Below are 18,016 nucleotides of genomic sequence, written 5' to 3' on the forward strand. Positions count from 1 at the left end.
AGGAGGCTCTCCCATGGACGACTCCGACGACATGCTCAGCATCTCGGTCATGGGCCGTGGAAATGCGGTTGCCTACGGACCGACGCGTGAACAAAAGCCGGAGGAGCACACCGTACCGCTGCTCATCCTCGGCGCGACGGGACGAACCGGGCGCTATCTGGTTGAGCAGGCGCTCTCGGCAGGCCACACCGTCACAGCTTTGGTGCGCGACCCGCATTCCCTGGACATCCGTCACCCCCGGCTCCACATCCTGCAGGGTGATGCCCTGAGTCCGGAAACAGTGGACAAGGCAATGCTGGGCCAGCGGACGGTGCTGTCTGCACTGGGATTTTCGGGACGAAGAGCAGGTGAGGCCTTAGCGAAGGCCACGGAGAACATCGTGGCAGCTATGCAAAAGTATCGCGTCCACCGACTCATCTGTCTGGCTCCTCCTCCCACCAAGGAGGGCTGGGCGCGACGAGGGCTCCTCGGAAAGCTCCTCGCTCCCTTCCTGCAGAAGAATGCTCCTCCAGACTGGGAGCGGCAGTTGGACTCCCTTCGTGGAAGCCCGCTCGAGTGGGTGCTGGTCCGACCCACCCAGCTCACGGATGAGCCCGCGCGTGGGGCTTACCAAGTGTCTGTCGGCTGGGCCGAGGTGCCCGAGGGAATTTCCCGTGCGGACGTGGCCACGTTCATGCTCGAGCAGCTCCGGAGCCGACGCTATGTGCGGCTCTCACCCGTCCTGGGCGGCTGAGGTCCTTCCACCACCCTCTCGAGTGGAAGCAGGCATCGAAGCGTAGCGCGGCAGGTTCATCCAGAAGCGCGTGCCGTCCGAATCGGTGGAGGTGACTCGCAGCGTGCCGCTGTGGGCGCGGACGATCTCGTGGGTGATGTAGAGCCCCAGTCCCAGTCCCGCTCGCTCCTGGCCCCGGACGCCCTCCCGACCCCGTACGAACGGATCGAAGATGTGCGGCAGCCGCTCCACCGGGATGGGCGAGCCGAGGTTGTGGACCTGCACGCTGATCCCCTCCCCTTCATCCCGCGCCACCACCTGCACCGGGCTGTTCTCCGGCGAGTACTGCACCGCGTTGCCCACCAGGTTGGACGCCGCCTGCGCAATCCGGTCCGCGTCCCAGTCCCCCCACCCGTTGCCGGACAAGCTCAACTCGAAGCTCCGTTGCGGGTGCGCCACCTCCAGCTCCTCCACCACCTGTCGCAGCACGTCATGCACGTTCATCCGTGCCCGGCTCACCGGGTAGCCCCCGCCCAGCCGCGCCCGGGTGAAGTCCAGCAGGTCGTTGATCATCCGCGCCATCCGGTCCGCGGAGATGGAGATGCGGTTGACCGCCTTGCGCTGAGGCTCGGTCAGCCCTCCATAACGCAACAACAACCCCGCGTTGCCCGCGATGGCCTGCAAGGGATTGCGCAGGTCATGCCCGAGGATGCCCACGAACTGCTCGCGGAAGACCGCTGTCTGCCGTTGGGACTCCTCGCGCTTGAGCCCCTCTTCCACCCGCTTGCGCTCGATGGCGTAGCGCAGCGCGCGCACCAGCAGCGGCCCCGTCACCTGTCCCTTCACCAGGTAGTCCTGAGCCCCCTGATGCACCGCCTGCACCGCCAGCCGCTCGTCGTCCGTTCCCGTCAGCACCACCAGCGGCACCACCGGTACCGCTTGCAAGAGCCGGGAGATGTTGCTCAGCCCATGCCCGTCCGGCAGCGACAGGTCCAACAACACCGCGTCCGGTGGCGCCTCGCGCACCGCCCGCTCCGCCTCCGCCATGCGCGCCACGTGCAGCACCTCGAAGCGCGCGGAGGACACCTCCTTCAATTCCTCCTGGATGAGGCGGGCATCGCCGGGGTTGTCCTCCACCAGCAGCAGCCGCATCGGGCGTTCTTGGAAGGTCATCGCGGTCATGGCGCCGGCGGCAGTCGCACCACCGAGAGCCAGAAGTCGTCAATCGAGCGGACCACGGAAATGAACTGCTCCAGGTCCACCGGCTTGGTGATGTAGCAGTTGGCGTGCAAGTCGTACGTGCGGAGGATGTCCTCCTCCGCCTTCGACGTCGTCAGGACTACCACGGGGATGCGCCGCAGCACCGCATCCTCTTTGATCTCCGCCAGCACCTCGCGCCCGTCCTTCCGAGGCAGGTTCAGGTCCAGCAAGATGAGATCCGGGCGCGTCGAGTGGGCGAAGCTCCCCTCTTTTCGCAGGAAGGCCAGCGCCTCCACCCCGTCCTTCGCCACGGACAGGTTGTTGCGCACCTTGCCCTCCTTGAGGGCCTCGATGGTCAACCGCACGTCGCCCGGGTTGTCCTCCACCAGGAGGATCTCGATCGGCCGACCAAACTCTGCGCTCGTCATGAATGGATGTCCTGAGACGGGGCCGCCGCGGCGGGGACGGCCGGCAAGGTGAACCAGAACGTAGAGCCTCCTCCAGGCCGCGACTCCACGCCAATACGTCCTCCATGGCGCTCGACGATCTTCTTGCAGATGGCCAGCCCGATGCCCGTGCCCGGGTACTCCTCACGGCCATGCAAGCGCTGGAAGATGATGAAGATGCGGTCGAAGTACTGTGGATCGATGCCCAGTCCGTTGTCCCGCACCGTGAAGCGCCACCACTCCGGCCCCTGGGGCTCGGCCGACACCTCCACCCGTGGGGCCGCCTCCCCATGGAACTTCAGCGCGTTTCCCAGCAGGTTCTGGAACAGCTGGGCCAGCTGCGTCTCGTCCGCGCGCACCCGAGGCAGCGGCCCGGCCTGGACCTCGCCCCGCGTCTCCTCGAGCATCGTCCGCAGATTCTCCACCGCGCGCGTCAGCGCCTGGGCCGAATCACAGGGGCTGGGCTCGCGGCCCCGCGTCCCCACACGTGAGTAGGTCAGCAGATCCTGGATGAGCCGCTGCATCCGGTTCACCCCGTCCACCGCATAGCCGATGAACTCATCCGCATCCGTGTCCAGCTTGCCCCGGTAGCGCCGCCCCAGCAGTTGGGTGTAGCTGGCCACCATGCGCAGCGGCTCCTGCAAGTCATGCGAGGCCACGTAGGCGAACTGCTGCAGCTCCTCGTTGGAACGCGCCAGCTCCTGGGCATGCCGCCGAAGGGACTCCTCGGCACGGCGACGCTCGAGGCCCTGAGTGATGATCTCCGCCACCGCGGCGAGCGCATCCAGCGTCTCCTGCTCGAGTGGGCGGGTGCCAGCGATGGCAAAGACCCCCACCAGCTGCTCGCCCAGCACCAGCGGATAGCCAGCGAAGGACACCAGCCCCTCCCGGCGGGCCCACGCCGCCTCATCACCCCACGGCTCCTGGAGCCCCTCGGGGTTGAGGAGCGACTGGCGCTTCTGGGCAATCTGGCCAATCACCGACTGGCCCACGGAGAAGCGGGCATGTTCCCCATCCACCCGTGTGTCCCGTCCAGCGCTCGCCCGCAGGTGCAGCTTCGCGGTCTCCCGGTCCACCGTCCACACCCGCGACAGCTCCACGCCCAGGTGCCGCACCACCGCCTCGCACGCCGTCTGGAGCATCTGCTCCTGCGTTCCCTGCTGCGCGAGCGCCGCGCTCACATCCGCGCGAAGGGCCGCATGGCGCCGGGCACTCTGCTCGGCCTGAAGGTGCCGGGCCGTGACCTCGGCCTGGCGCTGCGCGGTGATGTCGGTGTTGAGACCCACCCACTCGCGCACGCTGCCATCGGCGTTGAGCACGGGCACTCCCCGCGCCACGGTGATGCTGTAGCGCCCGTCCGGCCGGCGCAGGCGGTACTCCACCTCGTAAATGCCCTGCTTCGCCACGGCCTCCCGCCACGCGCGCGCCGCACGCTCCCGGTCCTCCGGGTGGATGGCCTCGAGCCAACCGGCACCTTGCCACTCCTCGACGCTCTGTCCGGTGAAGGAGCGCCACGAGGGCGAGTCCTCGACAATGGTCCCCTCCGGGCGAGTCACCCAGACGGCCAGGGAGGTAGCGGTGACGAGCGAGCGGAAGCGCTCCTCGGCATGCACCGCCTCGCGGTAGAGCCGGGCATGGTCCGCCGCCAGGGCCGCGCGGGTGGCCAGCTGCTCGGCCAGGGTGAAGTCCTCCTGGGTGAAGCGCCGGTGGGACTCGGCGTTGACGAGCGTCAGCGCGCCCAGCGTGCGCCCCCGCGCGTTGAGTGGCAGCACCATCGCCGAGCGCAGCCCGAGTTCGCGGGAGATGCGCAGGTGCTCCTCATCCTGGACGCTCGCCACCAGCAGCTCGTCCGGGACATCCGGGATGTACACCGGGGTACCGGTGCGGATGACTTGGAGCAAGCCCTGGGGCTCCTCCTGGCGAGGCGGGTAACGCTGGCGCAACTCACGGGCGTAGCGCACCTTCGCCGGGTCCACATGGGCAACTTCCACCTGGCGCGTGGTGCCATCCTCGTTGGCCATCTCGATGGAGCACCAGTCCGCCAGGCGCGGCACCACCAGCCGCGTGAGCGCCGCCAGCGTGGCTTCGTAGTCCAGCGACGCGGAGGCCAGCAGCGAGCCGGCCTCGGCCAGGAAGCGCGTGGATTCCGCCGCGCGCTTCTGGTCATCGATGTCCGTGCAGGTACCGAACCACCTGACGATGCGCCCGCTGGCATCGCGCACCGGGTGAGCGCGTCCCAGGAACCAGCGGTAGACGCCGTCATGCCTGCGGCAGCGGTACTCCGTCTCGTACAGTTCGCCCGTGCGCAGCGAGTGGTGCCAGCGCCGCAGCGTCTCCGGCATGTCATCCGGGTGGAAGGGGTTCTGCCAGCCCTCGCCCTGGGACTGGTCGCGCGAGGTGCCCGTGTACTCGTACCAGCGCTGGTTGTAGTAGTCGTGGTAGCCGTCCGGACGTGTGGTCCACACGAGCTGGGGAATGGCCTCCGCGACCTCTCGGAAGGCGTCACTCATGGGGCTGCCGGGCAGGGCCTCGCCTCGCGGGCTCGGGGCAGCATCCGTCTCTGGCGGTCGCGACTCGTAGGTGTGCATGCGGGAGGGCTCGACGGTAACAGCGCAGCCCACGCCCGCCCTTTCAGCCCTGAGTGGCCTTTCCTCCAGCCGACAGTCCCCCGGATGCCTCCAGGCCCGTGGGGGGAGGGGGTAAGCGAGCCCCTGGCAGCGGCCTCCTGGAGCGGCATACTGGCTGAATGACTTCCAGCGCCAACCCGCTCCTGTCCGACCGCGACGTCGACTTCCAGCTCTACGAGGTGCTGGACGCGGCGCGCCTCTGCACCCTACCCGCCTTCGCCGAGCACTCGCGCGAGACGTTCGAGCTGGTGCTGGGCAACGTCCGCCGCTTCTCCCGCGAGGTGCTCTTTCCCACCTACCGGATGATGGACGCCGAGCCCCCGAGCTTCCGGGACGGCCGCGTCCACGTCCACCCGCTCATGCGAACGCTCTACCCACAAATGGTGGAGCTGGGACTGCTGACGGCCACCCGGCCCCCAGAGGTCGGCGGACAGCGGCTGCCCCTCACCGTGGCCTCGCTGGCCAACGCCTACCTCATGGCGGCCAACCTCAGCGCCTACGGCTACGTGGGGCTGACGATTGGCGCGGCACACCTGCTGGAGGTGTTCGGCACCCCCTGGCTGCGCGAGCAGTTCATGGAGCGCCTGTACCGGGGCGAGTGGACGGGCACCATGGCCCTCACCGAGCCGCAGGCGGGCAGCAGCCTCGCGGACGTGAAGACGCGCGCCACGCCCGCGCCCGATGGCTCCTACCGGCTCTCGGGCTCGAAGATCTTCATCAGCGGCGCGGACCAGGACTTCACCGAGAACGTGGTCCACCTCACCCTGGCCCGCATCGACGGGGCGCCTCCCGGCACTCGCGGCATCTCCCTGTTCGCGGTGCCCTCGCGCCGGCCCGAGGGCGGCCGGCTGGTGGACAACGACGTCCAGGTGGCGGGCGTCATCCACAAGATCGGCTGGCGGGGCCTGCCCAGCCTCATCCTCAACTACGGCGAGTCGGGCGACTGCCGGGGCTGGCTCGTGGGGCAGGAGCACCGGGGGCTCGCCTGCATGTTCCAGATGATGAACGAGGCGCGCATCATGGTGGGCCTCAACGGCGTGTCGACCGCCTCGGTCGCGTACCACGAGGCGCTCGCCTACGCGCGCGGCCGTCCCCAGGGCCGCCCCGCCGGCGCCAAGGACGCCACCCAGCCGCAGGCCCCCATCATCGAACACGCGGACGTGCGGCGGATGCTGCTGCGCCAGAAGGCCATCGTGGAGGGAGGCCTGTCGCTGCTGGCGGCCGCCTCGTGGCAGGCGGACCTCGCCTCGCACGCGCCCCAGGAGGAGACACGAAAGCGCGCGGGGCTGCTGTTGGACCTGCTCACGCCGGTGGCCAAGACGTTCCCCGCCGAGAAGGGCTACGAGGCCAACGCGCTCGCGCTGCAGATACACGGAGGGTATGGGTACTCGAGCGAGTACCTGCCCGAGGCCTGGCTGCGAGACCAGAAGCTCAACAGCCTCCACGAGGGCACCACGGGCATTCAGGGGCTGGACCTGCTGGGGCGCAAGGTGGTGGCGGCCGGAGGCGAGGCCCTGCGCGCCTTCTCGGAGGAGGTGGCCGCCACGGTGACCCGAGCGCGGCACGCGGGCGTGGAGGCGGACTGGTGCGAGGCGATGGAGGGTGCCGTGGGGGCGGTGGGCGAGCTGACGATGGCCCTGGGCGCCATGGGAATGGCGGGTGAGGTGGAACAAATGCTGCGCCACAGCGCCGACTACATGGAGCTGTTCTCCATCGTCGCGGTGGCGTGGCGCTGGCTGGCCCAGGCAGCGGCGGCCCGAGAGGGGCTCTCCCGGGGAGGCGAGGGGCGCGACTTCTACGAGGGCAAGCTGTGCGCGGCGCAGTACTGGTTCGCCACCGAGGTGCCGCGCGTGCCGCACCTGGTGGAGCTGTGCCGCTCGGGAGAGGACTCCTACACCCGCATGCGTGCGGATTGGTTCTGAATGACCCCGTGTTCTCCCCCGGAACGCTGGGTATGATGGAGGCTCCGTGCCCGTTTCCTTCCACCTCTGCCAGCCCGGGCGGGGTGCCTCCTGTGGTGCCTGCTGCGGGCTCTACAATTTTCGAGACCACTCTCGCGCCGCGCTGACCGAGCGGTTGGCCGAGCAGACCGCTCGACTGCGCGCAGTCCCCAAGGAAGCGGGGGCCTACCGTGCCGCCGCCCGCGAGCTGACCGAGTCTCGCCGTGAAGCTCCGCTCTTCCCCGCAGTGCGAGTGTGCCCCCTGCTCGGGTTCATCGACGCGGAGCAGCGGCAGGTAGGGTGCCTGGGCCACCCGAAGGTGACCGGCGGAGTCGATCTGCGCGACTGCGGCGTCTACCGGGCCTCCATCTGCGAGACGTTCACCTGCCCTTCCTTTGGATGGCTCGATGATGCCCAGGCCCGGCTCGTCCAGGCCGCCTGCCCCGACTGGTACCTCTACGGCCTCGTCATCACCGACGTGGAGTTCGTGCGCGGCTGTCTGCGCCTCATCGAGCGGGAGCTGGGCGGCCCGGCGCGGCCGGAGGCGATGGTGGCTCGGCCGGCGGTGCTGGATGCCGTGCGGCGCCTCTTCGCCCTGAAGGAGACGGCGGCGGACCGGAGCCCCTACGCCGCCGTGTTCGGCCGCTTCACCCCCGACACCGAGGGCGAGCCCGTCTCCCGCACCATCAACTACGCGCGGCTGGGCGTGCGCTCGGCGCCCGAGGACGACGTGGTGCTGTGCCTCGGCTACGTCTCGGATGACGCCAACCGGCTCATCGCGGCCCGCGAGCGGGTGCGCCTCCATGTCCGCGCCGTGACGCGCGCACTCATGGACTGAGCCGTGGACAACCTCACCCATGGGTTGCTGGGCCTCGCCGTGGGCGCGCTGCGCCGGCCTGACACACCGGGCGCGCCGCTGTCCGCCACCGACAAGGCCGTGCTGCTCGGGTGTGCCCTGGCCGCCGAGCTGCCCGACCTGGACAACCTGCTGCCCGCCGAGAACTCCGTCGTGCATGCGCTCCAGGCCCACCGGGGCCTCTCGCACGCCCTGGTGTTCACCCCCGTCATCGCCCTGGCCGCCACCGCCGTGGCGCGGCTCGTCTTCCGCTCGGCCCGCACCGGACCCGTGCTGCTCTACAGCCTGCTCTCGGTGAACCTGGCGCACCTGCTCGCCGACCTGTGGACGGGCTGGGGCACGCGCGTGCTGCTGCCCTTCTCGGACCGGCGCTGGACGCTGGACTGGACGATGGTGGTGGACCCCTGGGTCACCCTGCCGCTGCTCGCGGGCGCGCTCTGGGCCTGGCGCCGGCGGACGGTGTGGCGGCGCGCGCTGCTCACGGGGCTGGCCCTCTCCGCGGCCTACCTGGGCCTGCGCGTGGCGCTCCAGGCGACCCTGAGCCAGCGGGTGCGCGAGGCCTGGCCCGCGGTGGAGCGGGTGCAGGTGTTCCCCGCCCTGCTGTCGCTCACCACCTGGCGCTACGTGGCCATCCTCCCCGGCGAGTATGGGGTGGGCACCGTGTCCCTGGGCGAAGCGCCACGCGAGGAGCGCCGCTGGCCCCAGCCCACGGCGAACGCACTGCCCGAGTCAGCGCGGGGACTCTCCACCGTGCGCGAGGCGCTTGCCTGGGCGCGCTTCCCCCTGGTGTCCACTGCCCCACGGCCCGAGGGAAGCACCGAGATCCGCATCGGTGACCTGCGCTACCACCTGCGGGGGGAGCCAACCCTCCAGTTCGTCCTGGTGCTGAACCCAGAGGGTACACTTCGCGACGCTCGCCTCGATCGGGGTGGAAGCGCCGGGGACTTGCTACGGCGCTGGCGCACCCCAGAGCCGGCACCTTTCTCGCCACCCGCCGAGAACCGCTGAGCCCTTCGCTTCAGTAGCCGACACCCGACTCGTCCCCAAAGCCGCTCCGTGTCCGCTTCTGGAAGGAGTTCCCCTCCCTCTTCCCCCTACCTGCCCGGGCGCGCGGATTGCACAGAGCAGCGGGCAGGAACCAATTTTCCCACATGGGGAGGCTGCAGATGGGGCGTCGTTGGGCGTGGATGGGAATGGTGGGGGTGTGCGCGCTGCTGTCGGGCTGCAAGGAGCGCGAGCAACAGGAGCAACCGGCCGCGCCCGTCGCCGCGCGGGCACCGGCACCGGCACGACCGAACGTGGGCACCGCACCCGAGCGGACGACCGCGGCGCCTCCGGCGGGTACCCCGGCACAGCCGCAGATGACTCCCGCGCAGCCGATGGCCCAGACGCCGGCGGCCGCCCCGCGCGGCACGGGCAGCACTACGAGCCCGGGCACGGCCCCCGGAGCACCGAACGCTCCCATGGTGGTGACCGAGATGGGAGCGCCTGAGCAAGCGCCCGAGGGCCGGGTGATGATCGGCTTCGAGGCGGTGCAGGCGCGCGAGGACGAGGCCTGGCACGAGGGCGCGGCGAAGGCGGCCCGCGCGGCGCAGCAGAACGACTCGGTGCCCCTGGAGAAGGTGGTCATCGCCACCGGCACGGTGGATGGCCGGGTGAGCCGCGTGGACAAGGGCACGGTCCACGTGCGGGACGGCGAGGGCAACGTGTACCAGCTGCGCATCGACAAGAAGAGCCGGAGCCTGCGCCAGGGACAGGCACTGCCGCTGCGGCAGCTCGAGGAGGGCACCCCGGTGCGCGCCTCCTTTGATCTCGTCGGCGAAGACAGCTACGCGCGCGACATCGAGGTCCGCCGCTAACGCCCACAAAAGGCGACGCCCGGGAGAACAAGGCCCCCGGGCGTCTCACTTCCACTCAGCGTATCGAGCGAAGGGCTAGTACGTGCCCTTCATCGTCACGCCCGTGTATGCGGAGTAACCGCGCGTGCAGGCGTACCAGGTCCCCGCGAACGGGGCGCTGAGGGTACACGTCTCGTTGTTGCCATCGAGGTACGGCCGGCAGTTGTAGCTGGTGGTCGTCGGGGGGGCGTTGTACCGGACATAGAGGTCCGCATCACCCGTGCCACCGGCCTGGTTGAAGACCACGGAGCTCTTTCCGGCCGGGACCTGGAGCGTCCAGCAGGTCATCGCGGAAGCGGCGCCGTTGTAAGCGGCCGTGGCCACGCCGTTGGTCAGCTGATTGCCGGTGCTGCCGGTGTAGGTACCCTTCAGGCTGGCGCCCGAGAAGGTCGAGTAGGCATTCACCTTCACGTACCAGGTGCCCGCGGCCGGGTTGCTGTGCGTGCAGGTCTCGTTGTTGCCCGAGTCGTACGGACGGCAGTCGTAGCTGGTGGCGGTCGGCGCCGAGCCATACCTCACGAACATATCGCCATCACCCGTGCCACCGCTCAGCGCGAACACCAGGCTGCTCTGGCCCGCGGGGACCGTCAGCGTGTAGGTGCAGGACCACTCGCCGGCGTTCCCCTGCACACCCGTCACCGCCACGCCGTTGGAGAGGACGATGTCCGTGGAGCAGGAAGGCGGAGGCGTCGTGCCGCCACCCACGCCCACGGCCTCCCAGGCCGCCGCCGTGGAGGCCTTCTCCGCGGCGCCGTAGTGCTGCTCGGCCTTCTGCTCCGTACACGTCCTGGCCGCGGCGAAGTTGCTGCTCGTGGTCATGCAGTTGGCGTTGGCCTCGTAGAAGATCTTCCCCGCCTTCTGGATGGTGATGCCCGTCACGTTGACGTTCGTCTTGCCGCGCGGGTGCGTGCCGCCCGTGGACAGCAGCTTGAAGGCCAGGTTGGCGATGCCCGAGTTCCAATGCACGCCGCCGTTGTCCGAGGAGCCCATGTAGCGCTCGGGGTAGTAGTCCTTCGAGGAGCCGTCCTGCGTGGGGTTGCCCATGTAGCGCAGGGCGTCGCCCTCGGTGCCCGGCGTCCACACGTCATCGCCGATCATCCACACCGAGGCCGGGGTCGCCCAGTTCAGCGTCCATGACTCGCAGTAGGCGGCGAAGATGTCGCTCATGCCCTCGTTGAGCGCGCCCGACTCGTAGGAGTAGATGAGGTTGGACTCGTACTCCGTCACCGCGTGGGTCAGCTCATGCACCGTCACGTCCAGCGACTTGCCGAGCGGAGCCGAGTCCACCCCGTCGCTGTCGCCGTACACCATCTGGCTGCCGTTCCAGTAGGCGTTGGTGTAGCTGGTGCTGTAGTGGACCGTGCTCTTCAGCTGCGCGCCCGCGTTGTTGTACGAGTCACGGCCGAAGTTCTGGAAGTAGCACTGGTAGGTGGTGCCCAGGTGGCCGTAGTTGTCGTCCACGTGGGTGTCACCGGTGGCCGCGCCGCCCTCGGAGCGCTTGAGCGCGCCCGGCAGGCTGGAGCCGTTGTTGGCGCTGTACACCGCGCGGTTGATGACATGCTTGATCTTCGGAGCGCGCAGGGCGATCGAGCCGTTGGTGGCGTTCACGTAGACCAGGTCCTCGACGTCCTGGCCGTCACGCATCCCCGTCACGCGCACCTCGTGCGCCAACACGAGCCCACCGTTGGAGCCGCGCACGTAGACCCGGCGGCCGGTGCGCTCGGATCGAACCTGTGTGTCCGCGCCCTTGGCGGCCACCTCGGCCGTCTCGAGGGCGATGGAGGCCTGTGAGGCCACCTGCGCGCCCAGCGCCACGTCATACGCGGAGCTGTTGGCCGCGTAGACGACGCCCTCGGGGTTCACCATGAGGAGCAGCTCGGAGCCGATCACCTGCAGGCCGTTGCGCGTCTGGCCATAGCGCAGGTACGTGTGGCCCCGCTCATCCTTGGAGGCCCGCTTGAAGACCAGGTCCTCGGCGCGCAGGCGGAACACCGGGGCGATGTCGCGCAGCGCCGCGTCCGCGTCCGCCGCCACCCGCCCCGCCGACACGCGGCCCAGGTTGCCCTTGATGAAGGCCGGAGTGACCTGATCCGCCTGCGTGGCCAGCACGCTGGCGCTGCTCAGCGCGCTCAGCGCCGTCTGGATGTCCGCACCGTTCTTCTCCCCGGTGACGGCCAGGGTGTCCTCGGCGCCAGTTGGGTCCGTGGTGCCACACGCAGCGAAGGTCAGACCGAGCCACGCCGCGCAGAACGTCTTCAGGATCTTGTTGCTCAACATGCACCCCCCGGGGGATTGACGGGAGATACGTGACACGGGTGTATTCATGAGAGCAACTGATTTTTGTATTAAGTGATTTATCTCACTTTGACCAAGAATTGGATAAAAGACGTATTTATCGGTTATCGCTGATAAGACGGGTTGTGTTCTCCGGAATTCCCGAACGCTGACGGGCTGTTAGGGGACGGGACGATCTGGCCGCGCGGAACCGTCCACCCCTGTCCGGTGTCTCACATGACGTTTCCATCCAAACTGAAGCGTGGGTTGTTCCTGGCCGGGGCCCTGCTGGCGCTGACGACGTGTTCGCGCGGGGTCCGAGGCCCGGATACCCAGACTCCTCCGCCGCCTCGCCTCACCCCGGCGGAGGTGGCGCGGCTCATTCCCTCCCATGTGGAGGACCGGCAGGGCTGGGCGAAGGACGTGCTGGCGGCGCTGGAGGAGCAGCGCGTGTACCCGTCCGTGGAGCCGGTGTGCCAGGTGCTCGCCGTCATCGAGCAGGAGTCCGGCTTCCAGGCCAACCCGGTGGTGAAGGACTTGCCGCGCATCGTGCGCAAGCGCCTGGACACCTATGCCGAGAAGCTGGGCGTGGTGGGCCGCAAAGCACTGCAGGCGCTGCTGGAGCACCGCGCTCCGGGCGAGTCGCGCTCCTTCGGGGCCCGCCTCAAGGCGGTGCGCACGGAGCGGGACCTGGATCGGCTCTTCCGGGAGATTTTGAAGGCCTACGAGGAGCAGTACCCCGCGGTGTACACGGCGGCGGATCTCGCCAGCGAGCTGGCCCGCTCGAAGGGGCTCGCGGACCTCAACCCCATCACCACCGCGGGCTCCATGCAGGTGAGCGTGCGCTATGCGGTGGAGCAGTCGGACGAGGACCGCCCCGAGGCGGAGGTGCGCGAGGAGCTGTACACGCGCGCGGGCGGAGTGCGCCACGGCACGTCGCGACTGCTGGGCTACACGGCCCACTACGCACAGCCCCTCCATCGCTTCGCGGACTACAACGCGGGCTTCTATGCCTCGCGCAACGCGGCGCTGCAGGCGCAGGTGAGCCACCTCACCGGCCTGCCCCTGGCGCTGGATGGGGACCTGCTCCTTTATAATGATGAGGGAGAGCCCCGGGACGAGGACAGCCGCACCTTGAAGGCGCTGCTGGCCTTCCGCACCCGCCACGCCCCGAAGGTGAGCGAGCGCCAGGTGCGCCGCGACGCGCGCAAGGAGAAGCAGGGCGACTTCGAGGAGACGGAGACGTGGCGCGCCATCAAGCAGGCCTATGAGCGCTCCACGGGCAAGACTCCCGAGTACTCACGGCTGCCGGAGGTGGCCATCCGCAGCCCGAAGATGAGCCAGGACCGCACCACCGCGTGGTTCGCGCGCTCCGTGGACCGGCGCTTCCAGCGGTGCCTGGGTCAGCACCGCGCGCCGGCGAAGTAGCCCAGGTCAGCGCTTCGCCGCCGGGGCCGGAGCGAAGCTCTTGTCGGAGAGCTTCATCTCCGTCACGGGACCGTAGCGGCGCGCGGCCTCGCGGATGGCGGAGGCCTTGCCGATGAGGACGAAGGTCAGGTCCTCGGGCGCCGGCAGCGTGCGCTGGATGACGCCTCGCACGCGCTCACGGGTGGCGCCCGTCACCGCGTCGGCGAAGCCGTCCACGTCGCTGGCATCCAGCCCGTAGAAGGCCAGCTCCGCCAGCTTCGAGGCGAGCTGTCCGCTCGTCTCCAGCGTGGGCGGGAACTGGCCCAGGACGTAGGCCTTGGCCGAGGCCAGCATCTGCTCATCCATGCCCTCGTCACGGTAGCGGGTGAGCACCTCCAGCGTCAGGTCGATGGCCTTCCCGGTGGACTCCGTCTTCGTATACGAGGAGAACACCACCGCGCCCGGCTGCGTGTCCCTCATCACCACCGAGTTGGCGCCGTAGCTCAGGCCGGATTTGATCCGCAGCTCCGTGTTGAGCAGCGAGGTGAAGCGCCCGCCCAGCACCGTGTTGGCCAGCGCCACGTCCACGCGGCTCGGGTCATTGCGCGCGATGCCCGTGTTGCCGATCCAGAAGTACGTCTGGGTGGCGTCCGGCTTGTCCACCAGCAGCACCCGCCGGCCCTTCGCCCGAGGCGTGGGAGGCGCCACGGGCGCGGGAGCTCCCGCCTTGGCCCAGCCGCCCAGCGCCGCCTCCAGCCGACTGGCGAGCTGCTTCGTGTCGAAGTCTCCCACCACCGCGAGGATGAGCCGATCCCCACCCAGCTGCGCCTTCGCGTACGCCTGCACGTCCTCCCGCGTGAGGGTGGGCAGGGAGGCCTCGCTGCCGCTCACCGGCCGCCCGTACGGGTGGCCCGCGAAGTGGAAGGCGTGGAAGTACGTGCCAATCAAGCTGCGCGGATCTCCATCCTTCGCGGCGGCAATCACGGCCACCATCCGGTCGCGCAGCTTGGTGAACTCGTCACGCTCGAAGCGTGGCCGCATCAGCATGTCCGACAGGAGCTCCACCATCAGCGCGGTGTCCCGGGCCATGAACTGCCCGTCCACCAGCAGCGCCTCGCGCGTGGGGGTGATGCTGAGCAGGCCGCCCACGCTGTCCACTGCCTCGGCGAACTGCTGGGCATTGCGCACGCCGGCGCCCTTCATCAACAGCTCCCCGGTCAGCGCGGACAGGCCCTCCTTGCCCTGGGGATCTCCCCCGCCCCCGCCGCGCACCCAGGCGCTGAAGGAGATGAGTGGCACCTCGCGCTTCTCCACCAGGATGAGCCGCACCCCGTTCTTCAGCTCGAGCACCTTCGCCTTCGGCAGATGCACTCCCCGCGAGGCCGCGCCCTTCGCCGGCTCCGCGGGCTTGGGGGCCTGTGCCCCCGCCACGCTCGCCACCAGCAGCAGCGCCAACACCCCCTGTCGCCTCCCCGCGCTCATTGCCCCGCCTCCTTCCGCTGCCCCTCCGGGGCCTGCTCTTCGTCCGTGGGAATCAACATCCCCACCGTGCGCCGGTTCGCGTTGAAGATGCGCGTGGCGACCTTTCGCACCTGCTCCCGCGTCACATGCTCATACCGAGCGGGGGCATCGAAGAGCTTGCGCCAGTCTCCCTGGAACACCTCGTAGCTGCCCAGGAGCTGGGCCCGCTGACTGTTGGTCTCCAGGCCCCGCCAAAACTCGGCCACGGTGATGTTCTTCGCCTTGCGCAGCTCCGCGTCGGTGACGCCCTGGGCGCGCACCTTGGCCAGCTCCTCCTCGAAGAGCTTCTCCACCTTGGCCAGCTCTCCTCCCGGCGGAAGGTCCGCGAGCAGCCAGACCAGGGACGGATCGAAGCCCTGGCCAAAGTGGCTGTTCACCCCGATGGCGACCTGCTCCTCCTCCACCAACCGCCGGTGGAGCCGCGAGGACTCTCCCTCCGCCAGCACACGCAGCAGCAGCTCCAACGCCGGCATGTCCGGATCCTTCGCGTTCATGCCCTGCCAGGCCATCTGCAGCAGCGGAGACTGGGCCAGCCGCCGCACCACGATGCGCCGCTCTCCCTGCTGCTCGGGCTCCTGGGTTCGCACCGGCTCGGGCGCGGGCTGCGAAGGGATGGGTCCCAGGTGCTTCTCCGCCAGCGCGAATATCTCCGCGGGCGTCACCGCGCCCACCACCACCAGCGTGGCGTTGTTGGGCGCGTAGTACGTCTTGAAGAAGCGCTGCAGGTCCTCCATCCGCCAGGACTCGATGTCCGAGGGCCAGCCGATGACGGGAAACTGGTACGGGTGCGCCACGAAGGCGGTGGCCTGCATCTGCTCCATCAACGCCCCCGAGTTGTCGTTGTCCACCGCCGAGCGGCGCTCCGAGTACACCACGCCGCGCTCGCTCTCGATGACCTTCGGGTCGAAGGCGAGGTTCGCCAGCCGGTCCGCCTCCAGGTCGAAGATGGTCTCCAGCGCCGAGCGCGGAAACCAGTCCATGTACACGGTGACGTCCTCGGAGGTGTAGGCGTTGTTGCTGCCTCCGGCGGCCTCCATGACGGCATCGAACTGCCCCGGGCCGTACTTCTTCGCGCCGTTGAACATCATGTGCTCGAAGAAGTGCGACAGGCCGGTGATGCCCGGGCGCTCATTGCGACTACCCACCCGGAACCAGTTGAAGAGGGCCACGTTGGGGATGTCGTGGTCCGGCCAGACGATGATCTTCAGGCCGTTCTTCAGCGTGCGCGCCTCGATGCCCGCGCTGAGCCGAGACGCGTCCCCCGAGCCTGTCCGGCCCTGCGCTCCAGCGACCGAACCCACCACGAGCCCCAAGGCCACCAGGCGCCAATACCGACCACGCATCCGCCCCTCCTCCTTCGTTCGCGAGCGCGCTCAACCCGCTCGGCGCCCGCATATTCCATGGGAACGGGCCGGCTGTCCCGGACTCATGTCCCGGAGGAGAGCAGAACCTGGGAGGGTGTCGTGTCCGACCGCCGGGACTCGGGCCGCTGGATGAAGCCGCGCAGCTCCTCCCGGAGCACCTCGAGGCCCGGCCCCCGCGCAGCGCCATAGATGTAGCGGTCGGGCCGCACCACCACGGCATCGGCCTGGTGCCGGGAGAACCACTCCCCGAGCTTGCCCTCCACGTCCACCACGTCCCCCTGCCGCGCCTCGCGAGCCCGCTCGGAGGGGAGCACGCGCAGGCACACCCCCTCGAGCTCCTGGGCCAGCGCCTCGGCCGACTGCCGCACCGGCTCGGCCACCTCGTCCCGCACCAGCACCGCGAAGCGACTGCCGAGCACCTCGTCCAGTCGCACCCGGCTTCCTCCCGCCAGCCCCACCCACGGCTGAGGGAGGTATGAGCCCTCGGCGGAGGAGTCCTTGCGCCGCCGGCCGCCGGCCACGAAGCCCTGGTCCAGCACCATCTTGGGCTTGAACTCGTAGCTGCGCAGCATCCGCCGGGTGCGCGGGATGCGGAACAGCAGCTGGAGCAGCCCGTTGCGCAGCGCGGCCAGGAACCGGTTGCGGGACAAGAACACCCGCCCCATCAACACGGTCGCCTTGATCATGTTCTCCGCGTGGGGGCGGCGCTCGCGCTCGTAGGTGTCCAGCAGCGCGTCTCCCGCCACGCCCCGCAGGGCCAGGGCCAGCTTCCAGCTGAGGTTGATCGCATCCCGGATGCCGGAGCACAGCCCCTGGCCCATGAAGGGCGGCATCAGGTGGGCTGCATCCCCGAGCAGGAACACGCGCCGGTCGCGCCAGCGCTCGGCCACCTTGCTTTGAAAGGTGAAGACGGAGGCGCGCTGGAGCGTCAGTTGCCGCGGATCGATGTAGTGGGCGATGAGCTGCTGGACGACCTCCATCTGCTCCACCGTCTCGGCGCGCTCGGTCTCCTTGACCAGGAAGTCCATGCGCACCTCGTTGTTCACCCCTCGGGTGACGAAGCCAGGCCTCACCGGGTCACAGACGTAGTAGGTGAAGTTCGGCTCGGAGGTCGGCGTCGTGCCGGAGATGGCGATCCACGGCTCGCCGTAGGAGGTGCCCTTCATCTCCACCTGCATCTGTCGCCGCACGGTGCTGTGCGAGCCGTCGCAGCCCAGCAGGTAGCGGGAGCGCACCTCGCGCACCCTCCCCGTGCGCCGGTCCTTGAGCTGGACGGTGACGAAGTCCGGCCCCTGGGTGAAGGCCACCAGCTCGTGGCCCATTCTCAGCTCTACGTGCGGGAAGCGCCGCAACCCCTGGCGCAGCACCGTCTCCAACTGGGGCTGGCTGAAGAAGGCCAGCGGCGGGTGGCCTACTCCGAAGTCGAGCTCCCCGATGGGCACCGAGCCAAGCACCCGCTTGGAGCCGTCCACATAGTCCATGGCCTGGCAGGGCCACAGCTCCACCGCGTACTCCCCGACGAGGCCCGCGGCCTGGAAGTTGCGCTGCGCTTCGTCATCACACGAGAACGCTCGCGGCTGGCTGAACAGGGAGATGTCCTGTTCGATGACCAGGGTGCGAACTCCTTGCAGCCCCAGGTAGTTGGCCGCCATCGCGCCCACCGGGCCGCAACCCACCACGATGACATCGACGGCTTCAGAGGACATCTCGGCTTTCCCGGAGAAGAGCCCGTCATATGGACTACCTGAAGAGTGTATCGGAAGGCGATAGG

General features: G+C 69.2%; 13 protein-coding genes. 6 read left to right on the plus strand and 7 right to left on the minus strand.

Annotated elements, in window-relative coordinates:
• The first annotated feature begins 13 nt into the window (after window positions 1-13).
• Window positions 14-733: an NAD(P)-dependent oxidoreductase gene (locus SYV04_RS05180; RefSeq protein WP_321544491.1), complete on the plus strand. Its 720-nt coding sequence runs from the start codon at window positions 14-16 to the stop codon at window positions 731-733.
• Here the strand turns inward: SYV04_RS05180 and SYV04_RS05185 are convergent.
• The 3 genes from SYV04_RS05185 to SYV04_RS05195 are packed head-to-tail and all read right to left on the minus strand — an operon-like array spanning window position 713 to window position 4,946.
• Window positions 713-1,885 (minus strand): ATP-binding response regulator, encoded by a 1,173-nt coding sequence (locus tag SYV04_RS05185; RefSeq protein ID WP_321544492.1) that lies wholly within the window; start codon window positions 1,883-1,885, stop codon window positions 713-715. The genes SYV04_RS05180 and SYV04_RS05185 overlap by 21 nt on opposite strands.
• Before the next feature lie 5 nt (window positions 1,886-1,890).
• Window positions 1,891-2,340: a response regulator gene (locus SYV04_RS05190; RefSeq protein WP_321544493.1), complete on the minus strand. Its 450-nt coding sequence runs from the start codon at window positions 2,338-2,340 to the stop codon at window positions 1,891-1,893.
• A complete protein-coding gene (locus SYV04_RS05195; RefSeq protein ID WP_321544494.1) occupies window positions 2,337-4,946 on the minus strand; it encodes a PAS domain-containing protein in 2,610 nt (869 codons plus the stop codon). The genes SYV04_RS05190 and SYV04_RS05195 overlap by 4 nt, the downstream gene beginning before the upstream one ends.
• A 158-nt stretch (window positions 4,947-5,104) precedes the next feature.
• Between SYV04_RS05195 and SYV04_RS05200 the strand changes: the two genes are divergently transcribed.
• The 4 genes from SYV04_RS05200 to SYV04_RS05215 all read left to right on the plus strand — a co-directional run bounded on the left by SYV04_RS05200 (window position 5,105) and on the right by SYV04_RS05215 (window position 9,640).
• Entirely contained in the window at window positions 5,105-6,907 is a 1,803-nt protein-coding gene (locus tag SYV04_RS05200; protein WP_321544495.1) for an acyl-CoA dehydrogenase, read from the plus strand.
• 46 nt (window positions 6,908-6,953) lie between these two features.
• Window positions 6,954-7,763: a hypothetical protein gene (locus SYV04_RS05205; RefSeq protein ID WP_321544496.1), complete on the plus strand. Its 810-nt coding sequence runs from the start codon at window positions 6,954-6,956 to the stop codon at window positions 7,761-7,763.
• A 3-nt stretch (window positions 7,764-7,766) separates the two neighbouring features.
• Entirely contained in the window at window positions 7,767-8,789 is a 1,023-nt protein-coding gene (locus SYV04_RS05210; protein ID WP_321544497.1) for a metal-dependent hydrolase, read from the plus strand.
• Window positions 8,790-8,947: 158 nt separating this feature from the next.
• A complete protein-coding gene (locus tag SYV04_RS05215; protein ID WP_321544498.1) occupies window positions 8,948-9,640 on the plus strand; it encodes a hypothetical protein in 693 nt (230 codons plus the stop codon).
• 75 nt (window positions 9,641-9,715) lie between these two features.
• On the opposite strand, the gene SYV04_RS05220 is transcribed toward SYV04_RS05215, so the two are convergent.
• Window positions 9,716-11,956: a M4 family metallopeptidase gene (locus SYV04_RS05220; protein WP_321544499.1), complete on the minus strand. Its 2,241-nt coding sequence runs from the start codon at window positions 11,954-11,956 to the stop codon at window positions 9,716-9,718.
• Window positions 11,957-12,190: 234 nt separating this feature from the next.
• Here SYV04_RS05220 and SYV04_RS05225 point away from each other — a divergent pair, with 234 nt between their 5' ends.
• The gene (locus SYV04_RS05225; protein ID WP_321544500.1) at window positions 12,191-13,381 is read left to right on the plus strand and encodes a DUF1615 family protein; all 1,191 of its coding nucleotides are present in this window, start codon (window positions 12,191-12,193) and stop codon (window positions 13,379-13,381) included.
• A gap of 6 nt (window positions 13,382-13,387) precedes the next feature.
• On the opposite strand, the gene SYV04_RS05230 is transcribed toward SYV04_RS05225, so the two are convergent.
• The 3 genes from SYV04_RS05230 to mhpA all read right to left on the minus strand — a co-directional run bounded on the left by SYV04_RS05230 (window position 13,388) and on the right by mhpA (window position 17,951).
• Window positions 13,388-14,842: a M16 family metallopeptidase gene (locus SYV04_RS05230; RefSeq protein WP_321544501.1), complete on the minus strand. Its 1,455-nt coding sequence runs from the start codon at window positions 14,840-14,842 to the stop codon at window positions 13,388-13,390.
• The gene (locus SYV04_RS05235; protein ID WP_321544502.1) at window positions 14,839-16,224 is read right to left on the minus strand and encodes a M16 family metallopeptidase; all 1,386 of its coding nucleotides are present in this window, start codon (window positions 16,222-16,224) and stop codon (window positions 14,839-14,841) included. Before SYV04_RS05235 ends, SYV04_RS05230 begins: the two co-directional genes overlap by 4 nt.
• 83 nt (window positions 16,225-16,307) lie before the next feature.
• Window positions 16,308-17,951, minus strand: a complete 1,644-nt coding sequence (mhpA, locus tag SYV04_RS05240; RefSeq protein WP_321544503.1) for a bifunctional 3-(3-hydroxy-phenyl)propionate/3-hydroxycinnamic acid hydroxylase MhpA — start codon at window positions 17,949-17,951, stop codon at window positions 16,308-16,310.
• Window positions 17,952-18,016: the final 65 nt, after the last annotated feature.

Source organism: Hyalangium ruber, assembly GCF_034259325.1.
Classification (GTDB): Bacteria; Myxococcota; Myxococcia; order Myxococcales; family Myxococcaceae; genus Hyalangium_A; species Hyalangium_A rubrum.